Raw genomic sequence first — 19025 nt, 5'->3', positions numbered from 1 at the left:
CGCGCATCATCCGCTGGTCGAGCAGCCGCGAGGGACGAGCGGCGTGTCGAGACCACTTGCGCGCGCCCGGGATTCGAGCGGTGTGAGGTGGTCTCGACAAGCTCGACCAGCGGTTAGGGCTCGACCGGCGGCGTGGTCTCGACAAGCTCGACCAGCGGGTAGGGCTCGACCAGCGGGGCAGGCTCGACTAGCGGCGTGGTCTCGACAAGCTCGACCAGCGGGTCGGGCTCGACCAGTGGTGACGGCTCACCAGCGGTGCAGGCTCGACCACCTACGCCCGGCCGGAGATCCGATCGGCCACGCGGGCAATGACATTCGACTTCGGCGACGTCGAGGCCAGCTCTCGACGGTCCGCGGCGCGGTAGGCGCCGTACATCGACGCGACGCCCAGCCAGCGCAGCGGTTCGGGCTCCCACTTCTTCGCGTGGTGCGCGACCCACGGCAGGTCGGTGAGTTCTGTCCGCTCTCCGACGACCAGGTCGCGTAGCGTGCGGGCGGCGACGTTCGTCGTCGTGAGTCCGGAGCCGACGTAGCCGGATGCCGAGCCGATCCCCGTTGTCGGGTCGAAGTCGATCGACGCCGACCAGTCGCGGCTCACCCCGAGCACGCCGCACCACGCGTGCGCGATCTCGACGTCGACGGTCGCGGGGAAGAGCTCGTGCAGGGCGTCGACCAGTGACTGCGCGGTGCGCTCCTGGGTTTCGCCGTCATGGTCGATACCGGAGCCGTATCGGTAGGGCACGCCGCGTCCGCCGAGCGCGATCCGACCGTCGGCGGTGCGTTGCGAATAGGTGTAGGCGTGTGCCGTCTCGCCGAGCAGTTCTGCTCCCTGCCAACCCATCTCGTCCCACATCGCCTCCGGGAGCACCTCGGTCACGATCATCGACGAGTTGAGGGGGAGCAGTGTGCGGTGTCGCCCGGGCATGGTCGCGGTGAAACCTTCGAGGCAGACCAGGATGGTCTCGGCACGAACGGTCCCGCGGTTGGTGCGGACCGATCGCGGGCTGATCTCGACGACGGTGGTGTCCTCGTGGATCGTCACCCCGCGGCGCTCGACGGCGTCGGCCACGCCACGGGTGAGTTTCATCGGATTAACCCGTGCGCACTGCGGCGAGAACATCGCCGCTTGTGCGCCGCGGATCGAGAGTCGATCCGCGAGGGCATCGGCGTCGAGGTACTCCCAGTCGCTCGCGCCGAAATGGTGTTCGGCGTCGAGCTCCTCACGCAGTCGCGATTCCTGCGCCGGACAGCGCGCGATGTGGAGCACGCCCGACTTCACCGCGTCGCAGTCGATGTCTTCGGCGGCGAGGCGAGCGAGTACCTCGTCGACGCCTGAGCGCATGGTGGCGGTGAGTCGACGATTCGCTTCGAGGCCGTCACGGCCGCGTGACGTGGCGATGTCGGCATAGTGCGACCGGTTACCCGGCACCTCTGCCGACAACCAGCCGCCATTGCGCCCGGAGGCGCCGAAGCCGCAGAACTCCTTCTCGAGCACCACGATGCGGGCGTCCGGAAGCGCCTCACGGAGGTAGTACGCCGACCACAGACCGGTGAGTCCGCCGCCGACGATGGCGATGTCGACGTCGAGGTCTCCACCCAGGGGCGAACGACGCCGGACGGGATCGATTGTCGAATACCAGAACGAGACTTCTCCATTGCGCATGCCACAGACCGTAAGCCACCGAATGTTGCGAGCAGATTAAGAAGCGTCCGTTCAGATGGAGAAAACCTGCGGAATCAGTGACGATTCTCCGCAAGTACATCGGATTTCGGTAGTCCAGCTACCGCTTGGGGGAGCTTGTCGCAGTCGGCGGTCGCGAGGCCGTCGACCCAGGCTGCCGGCACGGAAGGATCGCAACGCTCGTGGCAGTACCGCTTCCGGACACCGTTTTCCACTCGGGTCCGGTCTTCGACGGGCATCGCCTTCACGACGACATGGCGGTCGGCGTACGGTCCGGGCGAGTGGTCGCGGTCGGGGCCGTCGAACGCGTCGTGGCGCAGATTCCGTCGGCCGAGCGCGTCGACCTGGCCGGACGGCTCCTGCACCCGGGATTCACAGACGCGCACATCCACGCGTTGTCAGCGGGCGTGGATCGCAACGCGTGCGACCTGACCGACGCCGACGATGCCGCGCAGACGCTCGATGCGATCGCCGCATACGCGCTCGCTACCGATCGGGAGTGGATCGTCGGCTCGGGCTGGACGATGAGTCACTTCGATCGAGGCTGCCCCACCGCGAGCGCACTCGACGCCGTCGTCGACGACCGTCCGGCGTTCCTGCTCAACCGCGATCACCACGACGCCTGGGTCAACTCGCGAGCCCTCGAACTCGCAGGGATCAATGCCACGACGCCCGACCCGTCGGACGGGCGCATCGAGCGCGCGGCAGACGGATCACCCACCGGGACGTTGCACGAGGGAGCAATGGACCTCGTCTCCCGGTTCGTGCCGCAGCCCGACGTCGACGAGCAGTACGCCGGCCTGCTCACCGCCCAGGAGTACCTCCATTCGCTCGGCGTCACGGGGTGGCAGGAGGCCATCGTCGGCGAGTACCCCGGCATGGCCGACCTCGACACGGTCTACACCGCTGCGGAGGAGTCCGGTGACCTCACCGCGGACGTCGTCGGTGCGTCGTGGCTACCGCGAGACCTCGACCGCTGGGCCATCGACGACGTCGTTGCCGGTTTCGCCGCACGTCGGGTGAGCACGGCCGGTCGACGCTGGAGCATGCACTCGGTGAAGATCATGGTCGACGGCGTCGTGGAGAACCGCACCGCCGCGATGTCGGAACCGTACTGTCGCGACTGCGCGTGCGCACCCGCCGACACCGGGCTGGCCTACTTCGACCAGAAGGTGCTGACCGAGGCGGTCATCGCATGCGACGCCGCGGGACTCGACATCCACTTTCATGCGATCGGCGACGCCGCCGTCACCGCAGCGCTCGACGCTGTCGAGGCCGCGCGAGTCGCGAACGGCCTCACGGCGGGTCGACACCACATCGCCCACCTGCAGTTGGTTCGCCCCGCAGACCTCGGCCGCTTCGTCCAACTCGGCGTGACCGTCAACATGCAGGCGCTCTGGGCGTGCAACGACGACTCCATGGTGACGCTCGTACGCTCGGCGATCGGCGACGAGCGTTACCAGTGGCACTACCCGTTCGGGTCGCTCGCGCGGTCGGGGGCGTCGCTGGCCATGGGCAGTGACTGGGCCGTGAGCACTCCCGATCCCTGGGCCGCGATCTCGGTTGCGGTCAACCGCATTCCACCCGGCGAGAGCGTCGAACCGCTTCTTCCCGCACAGGCGCTCGACCTCACGACAGCCCTTGCCGCGTACACCAGCGGGTCGGCGCACCTGAACAGGCGTGGCCAGGTCGGGGTCATCCGGCCGGGAGCGCGCGCAGACCTGGTCATCGCCGACCGTAATCCCTTTGCAGAGCAACCAGATTCGCTTTGGAATACCAGATCCGACCTGACCGTCGCCGACGGTGAGATCGTTTACGAGAGGACCAAACCATGACCGCAGTCGAAGCCACCAAGCCGACGGAGGTGAGTACCGCGCAGCGCGGCGCCATCTCGATGCACGGCGTGACGAAGGTGTACGACAACGGTCACGTCGCGGTGACCGACATCGATCTCGACGTAGCCGCAGGCGAATTCGTCTCGCTGCTCGGCCCCTCCGGCTGCGGCAAGACCACGTTGCTGCGCATGCTCGCAGGCTTCGAGAGGCCGACGAAGGGCGAGATCACGCTCGACGGCGCGTCGATCATCGACGTTCCGCCGGAGCGTCGACCCGTGAATACGGTGTTCCAGTCCTACGCGTTGTTCCCGCACATGTCCGTCGCGCAGAACGTCGGATTCGGTCTGCGGCAACGCAAAGTACCGAAGAAGGAGATCGGGCAGCGCGTGGCCGAAGCTCTAGAACTGGTGCAGATGACGCGGTTCGCCGACCGCAAGCCCGCCATGTTGTCGGGTGGACAGCAACAGCGTGTCGCGCTCGCGCGGGCGCTGGCCAACCGGCCGGACGTCCTGCTGCTCGACGAGCCGATGAGTGCCCTCGACCGCAAGCTTCGCGAGGAAATGCAGATCGAACTGAAACTGCTGCAAAAGGATCTGGGCACCACCTTCGTGTTCGTGACGCACGACCAGGAGGAGGCGCTGTCGATGAGCGACCGCATCGTCGTCATGAGCGAGGGGCGGGTTGCCCAGGTCGGTGACGGCAAAGACATCTACGCCAAGCCGGTCAACCGCTTCGTCGCCGATTTCGTCGGCAAGCAGACGTTCTTCGACGTCACCGGCACGCTGAAAGACGGACGACTGCCCACCACCGACGGCTCCTTCGCCGTGGCGGACGATGTCGACGGTCTCAGCGGCGATCTCGTCGTCGCGATCCGTCCGGAGGCGATCTGGTTCGCCGAGGGACAGGCCGACATCGACGCCGCCGACAACGTCGTCTCGGGGACGGCGGCAGGCGTCTCGTTCCTCGGCGACCTCACCCAGGTCGTCGTCACCACAGACGCGGATACCGAGGTGCTGGTGCGTGGCGCAACACGCAACTTCCCCGATCTCCACGAGGGCCAGCGCGTGACATGCACGTTCTCGCAGGCGGATACGCGGGTGTTCACGAAATGAGACCACAGCACGACATGGACACCGAGTCGACGACGGTGCGCGCGCTCGTTCCCAGGGCCGCGGTCTCGCGCATCACCCGTCGCAGCTTTCTCGCCGGGATCGGCGTCACGGTAGCAGGTCTCGCGGTGACGGCGTGTGGTGGCGACAAGACCATCGCGCCGTCGAAACCTCTCTCGAATGACATTGAGGGTCAGCTCAATTACTACAGTTGGGGCGACTACGAGGACCCGGCCGATCTCGACGCCTACCGCGACAAGTTCGGGGTGCGCCTGCAGGTCGACGCCTTCGGCTCCAACGAAGAGATGATCGCGAAACTCGCTGCGGCACGCGGAACCTCGGGTTACGACGTCATCGTGCCGACCGGGGTCTACATCCCGCAGATGGTTGCGCACGGACTTCTCGACGAACTCGACCACTCGCGCATCCCCAATCTCGCGAACCTCGAAGAGCGGTTCTTCAACCCGCCGTGGAACCCAAAGTCGCGGCACGCCGCGTGTAAGAACTGGGGCACAACGGGATTCATGTATCAGAAGTCGCTGACCGACAAGACGCCGACGTCGTGGGCCGACTTCATCAGTCTCGCTCGGGGGCCTGCCAAGGGCAAGGTCAGCGTGGTCGAAGATCCGTGGGAAGTCGTCTCGATCGCGATGGGCGCGATGAATATCGACCCGAACACCACCGATGCCAAGAGCCTGTCGGCCGCGCGCAACATCTTGGTCAACCAACTCGCCCCGACCATCCAGGGCTACAACTCGTCGATCACCTCCATCGTCTCCGGCGGTTCGTACAGTCTGCTGCAGGCATGGAATGGTGACGCCCGGCTGACCCTGATGAACGAAAGCGACCCGGACAAATGGGGATTCGTCTATCCGCTGCCGACCGCGAATCTGTTCACCGACAACTTCGCGATCGTGCGGGGCACCCAGCATCCGGGCGCCGCGTACGCGTTCATCAACCACATGCTCGACCCGGAGGTGTCGTTCCGTGAACTCCAGTACATCGGTTATCAGACAGGCGTGAAGGGCATGTCGGAGAAGGGTAAGGCCGCAGACCTGCCCTTCCCGGAACTGCTGTTCCCCTCGGACGAGATCGTCAACCGGCTGGTCGTCGCGACCGTCGACTCCGCCACCCAGGAACGCACCGAGATCCTCAATCAGATGCAGGCGAGGAGCGCCCGATGACCACCGACATCCTGACGCCTTCACAGACCGGGCACGAACAGCCCGAACCCGCTGCCGACACCCCCAAACCGCCACTGCGACAACGACTCTTCGGGGCCGGCGGGCTGACCTTCCCCGCGTGGGCGTACCTCGTCTTCTTCTTCGTCATTCCTCTCGCGCTTGTCATCTGGTACAGCTTCGGTTACAAGCCCGACCAGTTCACCACGTACGCGACCGACCGGTTGTCGCTCGACAACTACGGCGAGGCGTTCGGTGCGGACTATCGCTCGACCTTTACCAATACGTTGCAGATCGCAGTCGTCGGCGTGTTGCTCACTCTGCTGATCGGCGTCCCATTCGCGTATTGGCTTGCGGTGAAGAGCAATCCGCGACGTCGACCGTTGTACCTCGCGTTGATCATCGTGCCGTTCTTCACCAACTTCCTCGTTCGCACGATCGGCTGGCAGATCACCCTTGCACCGACGGGATGGTTGTCCAGCGCGATGCAGAGCGCGGGATTGGGCGAGCTCGGCATCCTCTATACGCGTGCCGCGGTCCAGATCGGCGTCGTCTACAACTACCTGCCGCTGATGATCTTCCCGCTCTACGTCGCGATGGACCGGGCAGGACTCTCACTGCGGGAGGCCAGTCGCGATCTCGGAGCCAACCGGTGGACCACGTTCTTCCGGATCACGCTGCCGCTCGCGGCACCTGGCATCGCGTCGGGTGTGCTCCTGGTGTTCATCCCGCTGATGGGCGACTACGTGACGCCGTCGGTGCTCGGTGGCGCCAAGGGCACCATGGCAGGCCAGATGATCGCCGCACAGTTCGAGACCGCGCAGAACTGGGCCCTGGGTTCGGCCATGACGGTCTCGCTGATGCTCGTGGTGCTCATCTGCGTCGTGCTCGCGGGCCTTGTCGTGCGAGCCGTTATCACCGTGCTCGACAGGCGCGTCTTCAACGTTCCAGCTGTGGATGCGACGGGTGAGAAGTCGGGTCCGCTGGCCCCGTTGACGATGAAGCCGCTTCGAACACAACGCGATTGGTACACCTTCGCGATCAAGGCGTGGGCGGTCATCGTCTTCCTGTTCTTGTTCCTGCCGATCACGGTGATCGTGGTGTATTCGTTCAACACCGGTCGGCTGCTGCAACAGTTCGACTCATTCGGCTTCACCGCGTACTCCGACGCCCTCACCAACGACACCATCGTGCGTTCGGTGCAGGTGTCGCTGGAGGTCGGCGTGCTCTCCGCGCTGCTGGCAACGGTGCTCGGCGGATTCGCCGGTATCGGAATCGGCATCTCCCGTCGACCGCGATGGTGGTCGATCGGCCTGTTGGGATTGCTCACCGTCACGCTTGTCACCCCCGACATCGCTGACGCCGTCGCCTTCCTTCCGTGGTACGTCACCCTCGGCGTCGACGGTGGTCTGAGCCCGTTCAACAACGGCCTGTTCCGGCTCGTGATCTCACATGCCGTGGTGTCGATGGTCGTGGTGACGTTCATAGTCCGAGCGCGAGTCGCGTCGCTGGATCCCGCGCTCGAGGAGGCCGCCGCGGATCTGTATGCGTCGCCACTGGCTCGACTGCGTCACGTGATCCTGCCCGCCGCGATGCCGGGCATCATCGCGGGCATGCTCCTGGCGTTCACCTTCAGCCTCGACGACGTGGTGATCTCGACCTTCGTGCAGCAGCCGGGGTACACGCCGTGGCCGGTGTACGTGTTCTCCAACGTGCGTGTCGCGCTACGGCCGGAGGTCGCTGCGATGTCGACGCTGATGTTGGCACTCACGCTGGCGGTACTTGCCGTCTCCGCCCTGATCCTTCGCCGTAGCGGTGAGGACTCGAGTTCGATGGCGAAGATGCTGGGCTGACCCGGTCGAGCAGATCGAAAAATTTCGAAACCGTACTTGAACCTGAAATTGGGTTCAAGTACGGTTTCGTCTATGAACATCGACGGAAATGTTGCCATCGTCACAGGCGCGGCGGGCGGAATCGGGTCCGCCATCGCGCGTGCGCTCGTCGCGGGTGGGGCACGGGTCGTTGCCACCGACCTCGACGACGAGGCGCTCGAGCGTGCCGCCGCCGAGATTGATCCGAGTGGCGAGAACGTGGCGACGCTGGCAGGGGATGCGGGCTCGTCGACGCACATCGATGCAACCGTCGCGCTCGCGGAGAGCCGGTTCGGTGCTGTGGACATCTACGTCGCGAACGCGGGAATCGGAGGCCGACCGGGACTGGCGGCGTCGGACGCCGACTGGGATCTGGCGCTCAACGTCAACCTGCTCGCGCACGTTCGTGCGGCTCGTCGCCTCGTTCCCGAATGGGTTGAACGCGGCAACGGCTACTTCATCTCCACAGCGTCGGCGGCAGGTCTGCTGACCCAGCTCGGGTCGCCGATCTACTCCACCACGAAACACGCCGCCGTCGCCTTCTCCGAATGGCTCAACGTCACCTACGGCGATGACGGCGTCAAGGTGAGCTGTCTGTGCCCGATGGGTGTCGACACCGCACTGCTCCGCCCGCCCACGTCACCGGACAACGGCGACGAGATGCTGATGCAGGCCGCAGTCGAGACCGCCGGCCGGGTGCTCACGCCGTCCGAGGTGGCCGAGGTCGTGCTCGCTGCCATCGACGACGAGCACTTCCTGATCCTGCCGCACCCCGAAGTACTCGACATGTACCGCAACAAGGGTGCCGACTACGACCGCTGGTTGCGCGGGATGCGTCGGTACCAGAACACGCTCCGCGAGCAACTCACCAACGCGTGACAACCCTGTTCCTCCGAAAGCCTTACACCACAAGGAGAATTTCATGAGTCTGTACGAGATGTCGCCGCGCGCAGCGGAATACCGCCAGCGCCTGCTCGACTTCATGGACCAGTACATCTATCCCAACGAGGCCGTGTACGAGCAGCAGATGCGTGAGCTCGACAATCCGCACGCCAACCCGCAGATCCTCGACCAGCTCAAGGAGAAGGCCAGGGCAGAGGGGCTGTGGAACCTCTTCCATCCGCACAAGGAGTGGGGCCCGGGCCTGAGCAACCTCGAGTACGCGCCGCTCGCCGAGATCATGGGTCGCGTGGTCTGGGCGTCGGAGGTGTTCAACTGCAACGCACCCGACACGGGCAACATGGAGGTGCTCACGCTCTTCGGCACCGACGAGCACAAGGAGCGCTACCTCAAGCCGCTGCTCAACGGTGAGATCTCGTCGGCCTTCGCCATGACGGAGCCCGCGGTCGCGAGTTCGGACGCCACCAATATCGAGCTCTCGATGGTCCGCGACGGCGACGAGTATGTGCTCAACGGGCGTAAGTGGTTCGCGTCCAACGCGGTTCGTCCCGACTGCAAGGTGCTCATCGTGATGGGCAAGACCGATCCGACGGCGCCGACACACAAGCAGCAGTCGATGATGGTCGTGCCCACCGACGCGCCGGGCCTCACCATCGTGCGCAACCTCCCCGTCTTCGGATACGTCGATCGTGAAAGCCACGGCGAACTGGTCTTCGACAACGTCCGCGTGCCCACAGCCGACGTTCTCAAGGGTGAGGGCGAGGGCTTCGCCATCGCGCAGGCACGCCTCGGACCCGGACGCATCCACCACTGCATGCGGACTATCGGAATGGCAGAGCGCGCACTGGAATTGATGTGTGAGCGCGCCGTTGCGCGTGTGACCTACGGTGAGCCGCTGGCCGATCGCGCGAACATCCAGGACTGGATCGCGGAGTCGCGCATCGACATCGAGATGGTGCGTCTGCTCACCCTGAAGGCCGCCGACATGATGGACACCGTCGGCAACAAGGCTGCCGCCACCGAGATCGCGGCGATCAAGGTTGCCGCGCCCAACGTCGCGCTCAAGATCATCGACCGTGCGATCCAGGTGTACGGCGGCGCGGGCGTCACCGACGACTTCCCCCTCGCCATGGCCTACGCACACATCCGGACTCTGCGACTGGCCGACGGTCCCGACGAGGTGCACAAGCGGTCGATCGCGCGTCGTGAACTGCGCCCGTACCGCACCGGTCCGGTTCCGGAAACCGTTGCCGGCGTGACGGATCAGGCTCTGGCCGCGCGGTGGTGAGTGCATCGGTGACAGACCTCGGCATCCCCGACGTCGACTCCGATGCCCTGCGGGCGTGGTTGTCGGACAACGGCATCAGCCTCGACGGCCAGGTCACGGCGACGAGAATCGGTGGCGGACAGTCGAATCTGACCTATCTGCTTGCTGACGGGTCGGGTCGGCGCTACGTGCTGCGCCGACCTCCCGTCGGGCACCTGCTCGCGTCGGCCCACGACGTTGCCCGTGAGGCGCGGATTCTGTCGGCGCTCGCACCGACGGACGTGCCCGTACCCAAGGTGTACGGCGTGTGCACCGACGAAGCGGTGGCTCCGGTGCCGCTCGTCGTCATGGACTTCGTCGACGGTATCTCGCTGGAGAAGAGGGAGAACGCGGAGCTTCTTCCGCTGCCCGCACGCCGCAACGTCGGGACGTCGATGATGGAGACGCTTGCGCATATTCACGCGGTTGACCTCGACGCGACCGGACTGACCGATCTCGCCAGCCACAAGCCGTATGCGCAACGCCAACTCAAGCGGTGGGCCGCGCAGTGGGAGCACTCGAAGACGCGGGAGATCCCCGAGTTGGACTCGTTGACTCGCAGGCTCGCGGAGAACGTGCCGGAGCAGCACGAGACGTCCCTGGTGCACGGAGACTTCCACATCCGCAACGTGATGGTCGACCCGCAGACCGGTGACGTGCAGGCGGCTCTCGACTGGGAACTGTCGACGCTCGGCGATCCGCTCGCCGACATCGGCAGCACCCTGGCGTACTGGCCTGAGGTGGGGGAGGAGATCCCCGGACGATTCAGCGCCGAGACCATGGAGGGTTTCCCGACCCCGGCCGACGTGGCAGCCGACTACCTGCGAATCACAGGACGTGATCCGGAGGCGCTCAAGTACTGGCGGACGCTGGGGTTGTGGAAGGTCGCCATCATCGTCGAGGGCGTGGTGCGTCGAATTCAGGACGACCCGACCAACCGCGCCGTCGTCGGCGCCCCAACCCCAGAGTTGGTCGACCGCTTCGTGGACAAGGCGAGCAAGATGGCCGACGAGGCAGGATTGGCGTGACCCGATACCGTTGATCGATCAGACTGTCCGGTCGTGAAGTGAGGCCCGAGATCGCCGAGGAGACCCAGATGAGCACCGAAACCGACGACACCGCCGCGCACGACACCGCGCTCGAGGTGCCGTCGGTTTCGGGTGCTCCGAGCGCGGTGCGCAAACCCCTGACCGCTCGCGGAGAGAGAACGCGGGCGGCTCTGGTGTCGGCGGCGCGCACGGTCTTCGAGCGCGACGGATTCGCCGATTCACGGCTCACCGACATCACCACCGAGGCGCAGTGCTCGATCGGGTCGTTCTACACCTACTTCGACAGCAAAGAAGAGATCCTCGACGCTGTGCTCGCCGAAGCGCATCAAGACATGCTGCATCCCGGCTACCCGCACGTCGAGCCGGGTTCCGACGACGACCCGACCGAGATCCTCGCCGCGGCCAACCGAGCCTATTTCGAGGCGTATCGGCGCAATGCCGGCCTGCGTCTGGTGCTCGAACAGGTGTCGTCGACGATGGCGGAGTTCCGTGAGAGGCGGCGCCAGCGCAGCCTCGTGTTCGTCGAACGCAATGCTCGTCATATTCGGGAGTTGCAGGAGCGAGGCATCGCCGATCCAGAACTCGACCCGACGGCCGCAGCCGCGGCGTTGTCGGGCATGGTGTCGCGGATGGCCTACCAGGCGTTCATCGTCGGCGGCGAGCCGTCGGACATCGACGCGATGGTCGACACCGCCACCCACCTGTGGGTCAACGCGATCGGCCTTCGCCGTCCCGGTGCGGCCCCGCGCGACTGAGTGCCCCACGGGCACGTTCTCCCGGGTGCGCAACATCGGGCCATGAGGGTCTCGACGGGAACCTCATCGAGGTTGCTGTGTACCAGAGCCCGTCGAGCTGAGTTCGCGGAGCGAATCACGGTCGATCGCGCGCTTGAGGATCTTTCCGGTCGCACCCTTCGGTAGTGCATCGACAACGTGGACGATCCGCGGAACCTTGTAGGCGCTGAGTCGTTCCTTCGCCCAGCCGCGCAGGGCATCGGTGTTGAGCACGGCGTCCGGCCGCAACGCGATGACCGCGGCGATCTCCTCGCCATAGTGGTCGTCGGGCACACCGATGACGGCGACCTCGACGATGTCGGGGTGGGTGTAGAGCACCTCTTCGACTTCTCTCGGGTACACGTTGTAGCCGCCGCGGATGATGAGATCCTTTGCGCGGTCGATGATCCGGAGGTCGCCGTCGGCGTCCATCGCGCCGATGTCGCCCGTGCGCAGCCATCCGTCGACGAGTTCGGACGCGGTGGCCTCTGGACGGTTCCAGTAGCCGGTCATCACCGTCGGCCCCTTGAGGAAGATCTCACCGACCTCGTCGGCGCCGAGAGGTGTGCCGTCGGGATCGCGAACCTCGATGGTGAAGCCCGGCAACGCCGGTCCGACGGTTCCGACCTTCGGTTCGCCGTCGAGGTCGCGGAAGGTCGCGGTGCCCGCGGTCTCGGTGAGGCCGTAACCCTCGAGGATCGCGCAGCCGAACTTGTCGGCGAACGCACGAATGACCTCACCCGGCATCGACGCTCCGCCCGAGCACGCCAGTCGCAGGTCGACGAAATCGTCGGATGAGTATCCGGATGCGTTCTGCAACATCGCATTCCACATCGTCGGAACGCCGCACGCGATGGTGACATGCTCGTCGCGGATTCGGTTCATGAACTCCACGGGCGCGAAGGGGGACAGCAGCGACAGGCTGCCGCCCCAGGTCAGCGCGCTGTGCATCACGACGACCTGCCCGAAGCAATGGAACAGGGGAAGTGCTGTGGCCCAACGCTCTTCATCGCCGATTCGCAGCGCCGGACGGAACGCGATCGGAGCCGCGTTGACGTTGGCGATGCTCAACTGAGCGCCCTTGGGCTTCCCGGTCGTCCCCGAGGTGTACAGGATGACCGCGGTGTCGTGCTCGTCGCGTTCGACATAGGCCTCGACCGACGGCGCGTCCGTAACCGGATCATCCTCGAACGGCTTCAGTTCCACGAACGGAAGGCCGCGGTTCGTCGCGACCAGATCGGCCGCCGCTGCCGACTCGTGCCACGCGACGATCAACGAGGTCCCGGAATCGTCGACCACGTAGTCGATCTCGTGGGTGGTCGACATCGTGTTGACCGTGATGATGGTGGCGCCGATCGTATGGAGACCGTAGTGGGCGATGGCGAACTCGGGAATCGACGGCGCAACAAGCAGTACGCGGTCACCGGGAGAGACTCCCGAGGCTGCGAAACGCGCTGCGCTGCGGGCGATTCGAGCACGCAGGTCGCCGTAACGCAGGATGCGCTCGCCGCTGCGTACCGCGATGCGATCGGGATAGGTGTCGGCACCCTTCCACAGGGCGGCTACTGGATTGGCCATGAGATTCCTTATGACAGAAGGGGTGTGGAGCTGTGTGCACCCGGGGCGGTTACTCGCCCCGGGTGCATGGCGGTCACTCGAAGTAGCGGCGCGGGACGTCGACGAGCATGGTCGTGATATCGGCGTCGCTCACACCACGTTCGCGCAGAGCGGGGAGCACGTCCTCGCTGATGTGGCGGTAGTTCCAATTCGGGACCGCCTGCTTCTTGGCCTCGGGATCGAACCAGTCGATGAAGCACGACGCGTCGTGGGCGAGTCCCATCCGATCGGCGTAGCCACGTTTGGCGAGTTCGACGATGGTGTTGATGCGGTCGTCGAAGGGCAGCAGGACGTCGAGCCCGAAGCGGTCCATGCCAAGGATCGATCCCTCGTCGGCGACCTTCATGAGGTAGTCGAGGTCGGTCGAGTCCCCGGAATGTCCGATGACGACCTTGGTCAGATCGACGCCCTCCTCGCGCAGCACGCGCTGCGCGACGAGGCCAGAGCCGGTGTGCGGGTTGGTGTGCACGGTGATCGGAGCGCCGGTCTGAACGTGTGCCTGGCCGACGGCCCGCATCACGCGTTCGACGCCGGGCGTCAGTCCCTGCTCCTCGATGGCGCACTTGAGGAACGAGGCCTGCACGTCCGTGTCGGCGATGCCCTTGGTGAGGTCGCGGACAAAGAAGTTCACCAGCGGCTCGTCGACGTCGAAGAGCAGCCCGGGGCCGGTGTAGTGGAACTGGAAGGGAATGTCGTTGTAGGTGTAGAGGCCGGTTGCCACCACGATGTTCAGGTCGACCTGATCGGCGATCTTCTTGATGCGGGGGATGTAGCGGCCGAGGCCGAGCACCGTCGGGTCGAAGATGGTGTCGATACCGAGACCCTTGAGCTCGCGCAGATCGCGCACGGCGTCGGCGATCTTGCGATCCTCGTCCCAGTCGTCCTGATAGTTCTCTCGGTACTCCTCGCCGAGGACGAAGATGTGCTCGTGGATGAGTGTTGAACCCAGGTCGCCCGAGTCCACGGGGCCTGTGACGGTGTTGACAGTGCTCATCGGTTGTCCCTTCGACGTGTGTGAGTAGTCGCTGACTTCGGTCAGTGTGCGCTACGTCACCAAGAGACAATAGATGAGGCTGAGTTCATGTTCAAGTAGCAGTTTGCCGCTCTGTCACCCGATCAGTGCAGCACTGTGATGCCCCTGAGACTCACGCCGTCTTGCCATTTGCCACACTTGTGTGGTGCAGAAGTTACTGATGAGGCGAATGAGACTGTTGGGACTTGTAGTGATTGCGGTGATGGCTGCAATCGTTGCCGGTGCCGGCCAGGCATTGGCCGCGCCGGGAACCTCGACGACTCCCACATCACCCGCCCCGACATCACCCACCACACCCCACACTCCGACACCGACGTCGCCTTCTCTCGGTATCCCGCAGGTCGACGGAATCTTGGACACCCTCGCGGGTAACGGATCGTCGAAGCCGGGGCCGCAAGCGTCGGATACGGGCCAGATGATCGTGGTCACGGCACCGAAGGCGTCCGACCCGACCGCGACGCTCACCGCATTCGAGAAGGGCGCTGACAAGTCGTGGAAGCCCGTGTTCGGGCCGACCAAGGCGTTCCTGGGCTCGCTGGGAATGGGGGAGCCGAAGGACAACGTGTACCGCACGCCGGAAGGCACCTTCGCGCTGGACCAGGCGTTCGGTAGGCAGGCCAATCCCGGCACCAAGATGCCGTACTTCCAGGCGACGCGTCAGGACTGGTGGGACTCCAACATGAAGTCCCCGACGTACAACACCCATGTGCGCCAGGCGAACAGCCCCGGCGGCGACAGCGAGAACCTTTACGACGCGGGTCCGGTGTACGACTACGCGGTCAACATCGCGCACAACCCGCAGCGCACCCCCGGCAAGGCGTCGGCGATGTTCCTCCACGTCACCAACGGTGAGCCGACCATGGGCTGCGTCGCAATCGATCGCGACGTGATGCGCAAGATCCTCGCGTGGCTCGACCCTGCCAAGCACCCCAAGATCACCATCGGCGTCAACGCCGCCGCCCCCACGGGCGACGGGCCGTCGACCACCGCGCCGTCGGGAACGACGCCGAAGACGCCCACAACGCCGAGCGTGCCGGGAGTGTCAGACATCCTGGGCGACAAGGGGTTGAGCGATCTGTTGACGCAACTGGTCAACCTCATCCCGACTCTGCTCGGGACCAAATAGCACCCCGGGGCCAGTAGCAACGCGCTGACTGTGGGTCGAATCGAAGGACGTGGGTGCTGCAGCACCCACGTCCTTCGATATGGCACACATGTAGGGGCGCGGGTGTCGGCTCAGAATCCGGATGGTTCAAAGCCTGTCGTGAAATGTGGTGGTGCGCGATGCTTCTCGGGCGCATCACAGCCCACAACAGGAGTGAACCATGCCCTTCTTCGACGGCGCGCAGGGCCGGATCTTCTACCGGCACTGGCCAACCAACACCACGCCGACAGCCGCGCTGATACTTCTGCACGGATTCGGGGAGCACTCGGGGCTCTACCACCGCTACGCAGCGGAGTTGGCAGCGCACGGCGTCGAACTCTGGGCACTCGACCAGCAGGGTCACGGGCTGTCCGACGGTGAGCGCGGCGACGTCGGATCGTACGACGCCGTGGTGCACAACGCGCGAGCCCTGACCGACCTTGCCGCTGCACACTCGCCGGAGCTTCCGATCGCGATCAGTGGACATTCACTCGGCAGTCTCGGTGCACTGTTCTCGGCGCTCGATCAGCCGTCGAGGTACTCCAGTGTGGTGATCTCCGGTGCCCCACTGTCGCCGCTACCGTGGCTGAGTTCGGTGACCGAGGCTGGCGGCAGTTTCGAACTCGACCTCGACGCGCTGTCTGCCGACCCGTTCTATCGCGACGAGTTGGCCAACGATCCGTTGGCGTTCACCGGAGCCGATGTCGTCGAGGTCCTGAAGGCACTCTTCGAACCGGCGTGGGCGCGGCTCGACGAGGAACTGCCTACGTTGTCGACACCCGTTCTGGCAGTGCACGGTTCGGACGACCAGATCGCACCGGTGACCGGCGTGCTCGCCTGGCAGGACCGACTGCCCGGACTTCGCGTCGAGATCATCGACGACGCCGCGCACGACGTGCTCAACGAGACGGCCCACCGCGCGGTGGCCGACCACGTCGGCCGCCACGTCGTCGATCACGCCCTGACCGGAGCGAACGCATGACCTCAACTGCCGCAGCCACTTTCGCGCTCGACGAGCACGAACGGCGTGCGCTCGCCGACCTCACGAGCTTTCCGCTGCTCGGGGCGATCACCGGCCGGCGATCACGCCGCTTCCCGGTCGGCGGTGAAATCCCCTCGGGCGAATTGGCTTTCGCCAGTCGCAAGCCGGTGCAGCCGCTGAGCGACACCGAGCGCGCGATCGTCCTCGCGGCGGTCACCGGAGTGACCGGCTGGAACTTCGGGATCAGCCACCACCCCGGATACGCGCCCGCGCTACCGAACTACTCGGGCACCGCAACGGGCCGAACATTCCCATCCGCGGCCGGGTTTCACACCACGGAGTTCTTCTTCACCGACGACTCGGGTACCTACTTCTTGTCGAGCCGCGACGCACAACCGCGAGGGGAACTGCCGGAGGAGGGGAAGGCGTCCGATACCGACATCGAATCGTGGCTCGCGGAGACGGTTGGTCGATACCGGAAGATCTCCGACGAGCGCATCTACCTCCCGCGCGAAGAGCCCTACCTCGAGGGCCACAACACCTGGATCGCCAACCATCCGGGTTCGCTGCTCGTCATACCGATCGCCGACCTGGCGCAGCACTTCATCGCCAACGTGGCCTTCTTCCTTCAGAACGGCTATGGCCTGTACGACGACATCAACGGACGTGAGATCCCCGGTGGCACAGACTCTTCGCTGCGCCACGCCGGTGACCCGTTCCCGCTGTCGTTCGTCGAGCAGTACACGCTCGCCGAGGCGAGCGCGGAACTGATCACCGCCGCCTACAACGGCCATCTCATTCTGGGCGCGCTGGGACTCGGCGGGTGGACCTTCGACGGGATCGACCGGCTCTCGATCCTCGGGGCTTCGGGCGATCCCGCGGTGCCAGGGCTCGGCTTCGAGGTCCAGACCGACGACCGTTGGGCCCTACCGAATCCGACGGGACTGCCCGGCGTGTTCGAAACCCTGTCGCGTCCGCACGTCGCAGACGCTGCCGAGGCGGTATCACGATTTACGGAGCGAAAGTTCGGTCCCGGTGGGCCATTTCATCCGGACACCCCCGGACCGTGGAGTGACAACCCGCGCGTTCGCGGTTTGGCCGCGCGCTACGACGACGACTTCGTTCGACTGCTCACCGAGCAGATCTCGTACGTCGACGACACCTTCGGGAAGATCCCGGGTACCGTGCCGACGGTGCACATCCTCAATTACCTTCAGGCACAACACATCGACACCGACTTCTACGACCACCACTTCGGGCCGGGCGCATATCTGGATACCCACCGTGATCATGACCGGACGTGGCATCGATGAGCGTTACGATCCGACCGCTGTCCGGCCCCGCCGAGGTCAATGCCGCCTTCCGGGTGTTCCTCCGGTCGATGGTCGGGCTGCGGTTCGGACAACTCGACGCCGCGACCATCACCGAGGAGGGCCGGTATCTGGGCGCATTCGACTCCGAGGTCATCGTCGGGGGCGCGGACTCCTACTCGAGCCAGCTCGTCGTGCCGGGCGGTGCACGCGTTCCCCACGCGGCCGTCACACACGTCGGCGTGCTGCCGACCCACCGTCGCCGGGGAATCGTCACCGGACTCATCGAGCGTCAACTGCATGACATCGCCGACCGGGGAGAGGTGGTGGCGACGCTGCGTGCCTCCGAGGCCGTGATCTACGAACGCTTCGGCTACGGGATCGCGAGTTCGAGTCGGGCCGTGACCATCGACGCGCGCCGAGCGAGGCTGCGCGACACCGTGCCCGACGGTGATACCAACGACGTGCGCCTCGTCGACGACGCGGTCACCACCGAACTACTGGAAGACATCTACAGACGTGCCGCAACGTGGGTCGGTGCAATCGACCGCCCGGCAGGCTGGTGGCGACTGCAGCAACTACGACGCGACGCCGCACTCGTGCAGCATTACGTCGCCGTGCACAGCTCCGATGGAGTCGACGACGGCTACGTCGTCTACAAGCCGGAGGACCCCGACCATTGGTTCAGTAGCGACGCCAAGACGATCACCGTCGTCGACTTCGTGGCGTCACGGCCGACCGCGTGGGCAGCGTTGTGGCGTCACCTGCTGACGCTCGACCTCGTCGATGTGATCGAGTGGCCCGCTGTCGCACTGGATGATTCGCTGCCGCTGGCCGTCACCGACCCGCGTGCAGTCCGGCTGGGCGCGGCGCACGACGAGACGTGGCTGCGGCTCGTCGACGTCGAATCGGCGCTTCGCGCAAGGACGTACCGGATCGACGACCCGGTCCGGCTCGAGGTGGTCGACCCGCTCATCGATCGCAACAACGCGGTCTTCGAGATCGGGCCCAAGGGCACCGAACGCGTGACGGGCAAGTCCGATGCAACGACCGATGTGGCGACGCTCGCCGCTGCGTATCTCGGCGGGACGCGGTGGCGGTCGCTGGCAGACGTCGGACGCGTCGACGTGTCTGCCGCGTCGGCTGTCGACCGACTCGACGGCCTGTTCGCCACGGGCGCACTGCCCTTCGCGGGCACTGTTTTCTGACGAGACTGTTTTCCGCCCGCACCGCA

General features: G+C 65.5%; 15 protein-coding genes. 12 read left to right on the top strand and 3 right to left on the bottom strand.

What is annotated here, in order from left to right; translation table 11 throughout:
• Positions 1-271: 271 nt before the first annotated feature.
• Positions 272-1663, bottom strand: a complete 1392-nt coding sequence (locus tag ACRVY7_RS01055; RefSeq protein WP_431815678.1) for an NAD(P)/FAD-dependent oxidoreductase — start codon at positions 1661-1663, stop codon at positions 272-274.
• Positions 1664-1863: 200 nt separating this feature from the next.
• Here ACRVY7_RS01055 and ACRVY7_RS01050 point away from each other — a divergent pair, with 200 nt between their 5' ends.
• The 8 genes from ACRVY7_RS01050 (at position 1864) to ACRVY7_RS01015 (ending at position 11687) form a co-directional block, all read left to right on the top strand.
• Positions 1864-3516, top strand: a complete 1653-nt coding sequence (locus ACRVY7_RS01050; RefSeq protein ID WP_431815677.1) for an amidohydrolase — start codon at positions 1864-1866, stop codon at positions 3514-3516.
• On the top strand, positions 3513-4628 hold the full coding sequence (locus ACRVY7_RS01045) for an ABC transporter ATP-binding protein (RefSeq protein WP_431815676.1): 1116 nt from the start codon (positions 3513-3515) through the stop codon (positions 4626-4628). Before ACRVY7_RS01050 ends, ACRVY7_RS01045 begins: the two co-directional genes overlap by 4 nt.
• The gene (locus ACRVY7_RS01040) at positions 4625-5809 is read left to right on the top strand and encodes a polyamine ABC transporter substrate-binding protein (RefSeq protein ID WP_431815675.1); all 1185 of its coding nucleotides are present in this window, start codon (positions 4625-4627) and stop codon (positions 5807-5809) included. The genes ACRVY7_RS01045 and ACRVY7_RS01040 overlap by 4 nt, the downstream gene beginning before the upstream one ends.
• A complete protein-coding gene (locus ACRVY7_RS01035) occupies positions 5806-7659 on the top strand; it encodes an ABC transporter permease subunit (protein ID WP_431815674.1) in 1854 nt (617 codons plus the stop codon). Before ACRVY7_RS01040 ends, ACRVY7_RS01035 begins: the two co-directional genes overlap by 4 nt.
• Before the next feature lie 72 nt (positions 7660-7731).
• Positions 7732-8556 (top strand): SDR family oxidoreductase, encoded by an 825-nt coding sequence (locus ACRVY7_RS01030; protein WP_431815673.1) that lies wholly within the window; start codon positions 7732-7734, stop codon positions 8554-8556.
• A gap of 43 nt (positions 8557-8599) precedes the next feature.
• On the top strand, positions 8600-9865 hold the full coding sequence (locus ACRVY7_RS01025) for an acyl-CoA dehydrogenase family protein (protein ID WP_049699645.1): 1266 nt from the start codon (positions 8600-8602) through the stop codon (positions 9863-9865).
• A gap of 8 nt (positions 9866-9873) precedes the next feature.
• A complete protein-coding gene (locus tag ACRVY7_RS01020) occupies positions 9874-10911 on the top strand; it encodes a phosphotransferase family protein (protein ID WP_431815672.1) in 1038 nt (345 codons plus the stop codon).
• Between the two features lie 68 nt (positions 10912-10979).
• Positions 10980-11687, top strand: a complete 708-nt coding sequence (locus ACRVY7_RS01015) for a TetR/AcrR family transcriptional regulator (protein WP_049699820.1) — start codon at positions 10980-10982, stop codon at positions 11685-11687.
• Positions 11688-11750: 63 nt separating this feature from the next.
• Here the strand turns inward: ACRVY7_RS01015 and ACRVY7_RS01010 are convergent, their stop codons facing one another.
• Together ACRVY7_RS01010 and ACRVY7_RS01005 are read right to left on the bottom strand one after the other, a co-directional pair.
• On the bottom strand, positions 11751-13283 hold the full coding sequence (locus ACRVY7_RS01010) for an AMP-binding protein (protein ID WP_431815671.1): 1533 nt from the start codon (positions 13281-13283) through the stop codon (positions 11751-11753).
• A 73-nt stretch (positions 13284-13356) separates the two neighbouring features.
• A complete protein-coding gene (locus ACRVY7_RS01005) occupies positions 13357-14316 on the bottom strand; it encodes a phosphotriesterase family protein (RefSeq protein WP_049699643.1) in 960 nt (319 codons plus the stop codon).
• A 208-nt stretch (positions 14317-14524) separates the two neighbouring features.
• On the opposite strand from ACRVY7_RS01005, the gene ACRVY7_RS01000 reads away from it, so the two are divergent.
• The 4 genes from ACRVY7_RS01000 (at position 14525) to ACRVY7_RS00985 (ending at position 18999) form a co-directional block, all read left to right on the top strand.
• On the top strand, positions 14525-15481 hold the full coding sequence (locus ACRVY7_RS01000) for a L,D-transpeptidase family protein (protein WP_049699642.1): 957 nt from the start codon (positions 14525-14527) through the stop codon (positions 15479-15481).
• 199 nt (positions 15482-15680) lie between these two features.
• Positions 15681-16481 (top strand): alpha/beta fold hydrolase, encoded by an 801-nt coding sequence (locus ACRVY7_RS00995; protein ID WP_431815670.1) that lies wholly within the window; start codon positions 15681-15683, stop codon positions 16479-16481.
• Complete coding sequence (locus ACRVY7_RS00990) at positions 16478-17794, top strand: hypothetical protein (RefSeq protein ID WP_431815669.1); 1317 nt, start codon at positions 16478-16480, stop codon at positions 17792-17794. Before ACRVY7_RS00995 ends, ACRVY7_RS00990 begins: the two co-directional genes overlap by 4 nt.
• Entirely contained in the window at positions 17791-18999 is a 1209-nt protein-coding gene (locus ACRVY7_RS00985) for a GNAT family N-acetyltransferase (protein WP_431815668.1), read from the top strand. Before ACRVY7_RS00990 ends, ACRVY7_RS00985 begins: the two co-directional genes overlap by 4 nt.
• Positions 19000-19025 lie beyond the last annotated feature (26 nt).

Source organism: Gordonia jacobaea (genome assembly GCF_965344965.1).
Taxonomy (GTDB): domain Bacteria; phylum Actinomycetota; class Actinomycetes; order Mycobacteriales; family Mycobacteriaceae; genus Gordonia; species Gordonia jacobaea.
Note: the sequence above shows the minus strand (reverse complement) of the source record. Positions and strands in the feature narration are given on the sequence as shown.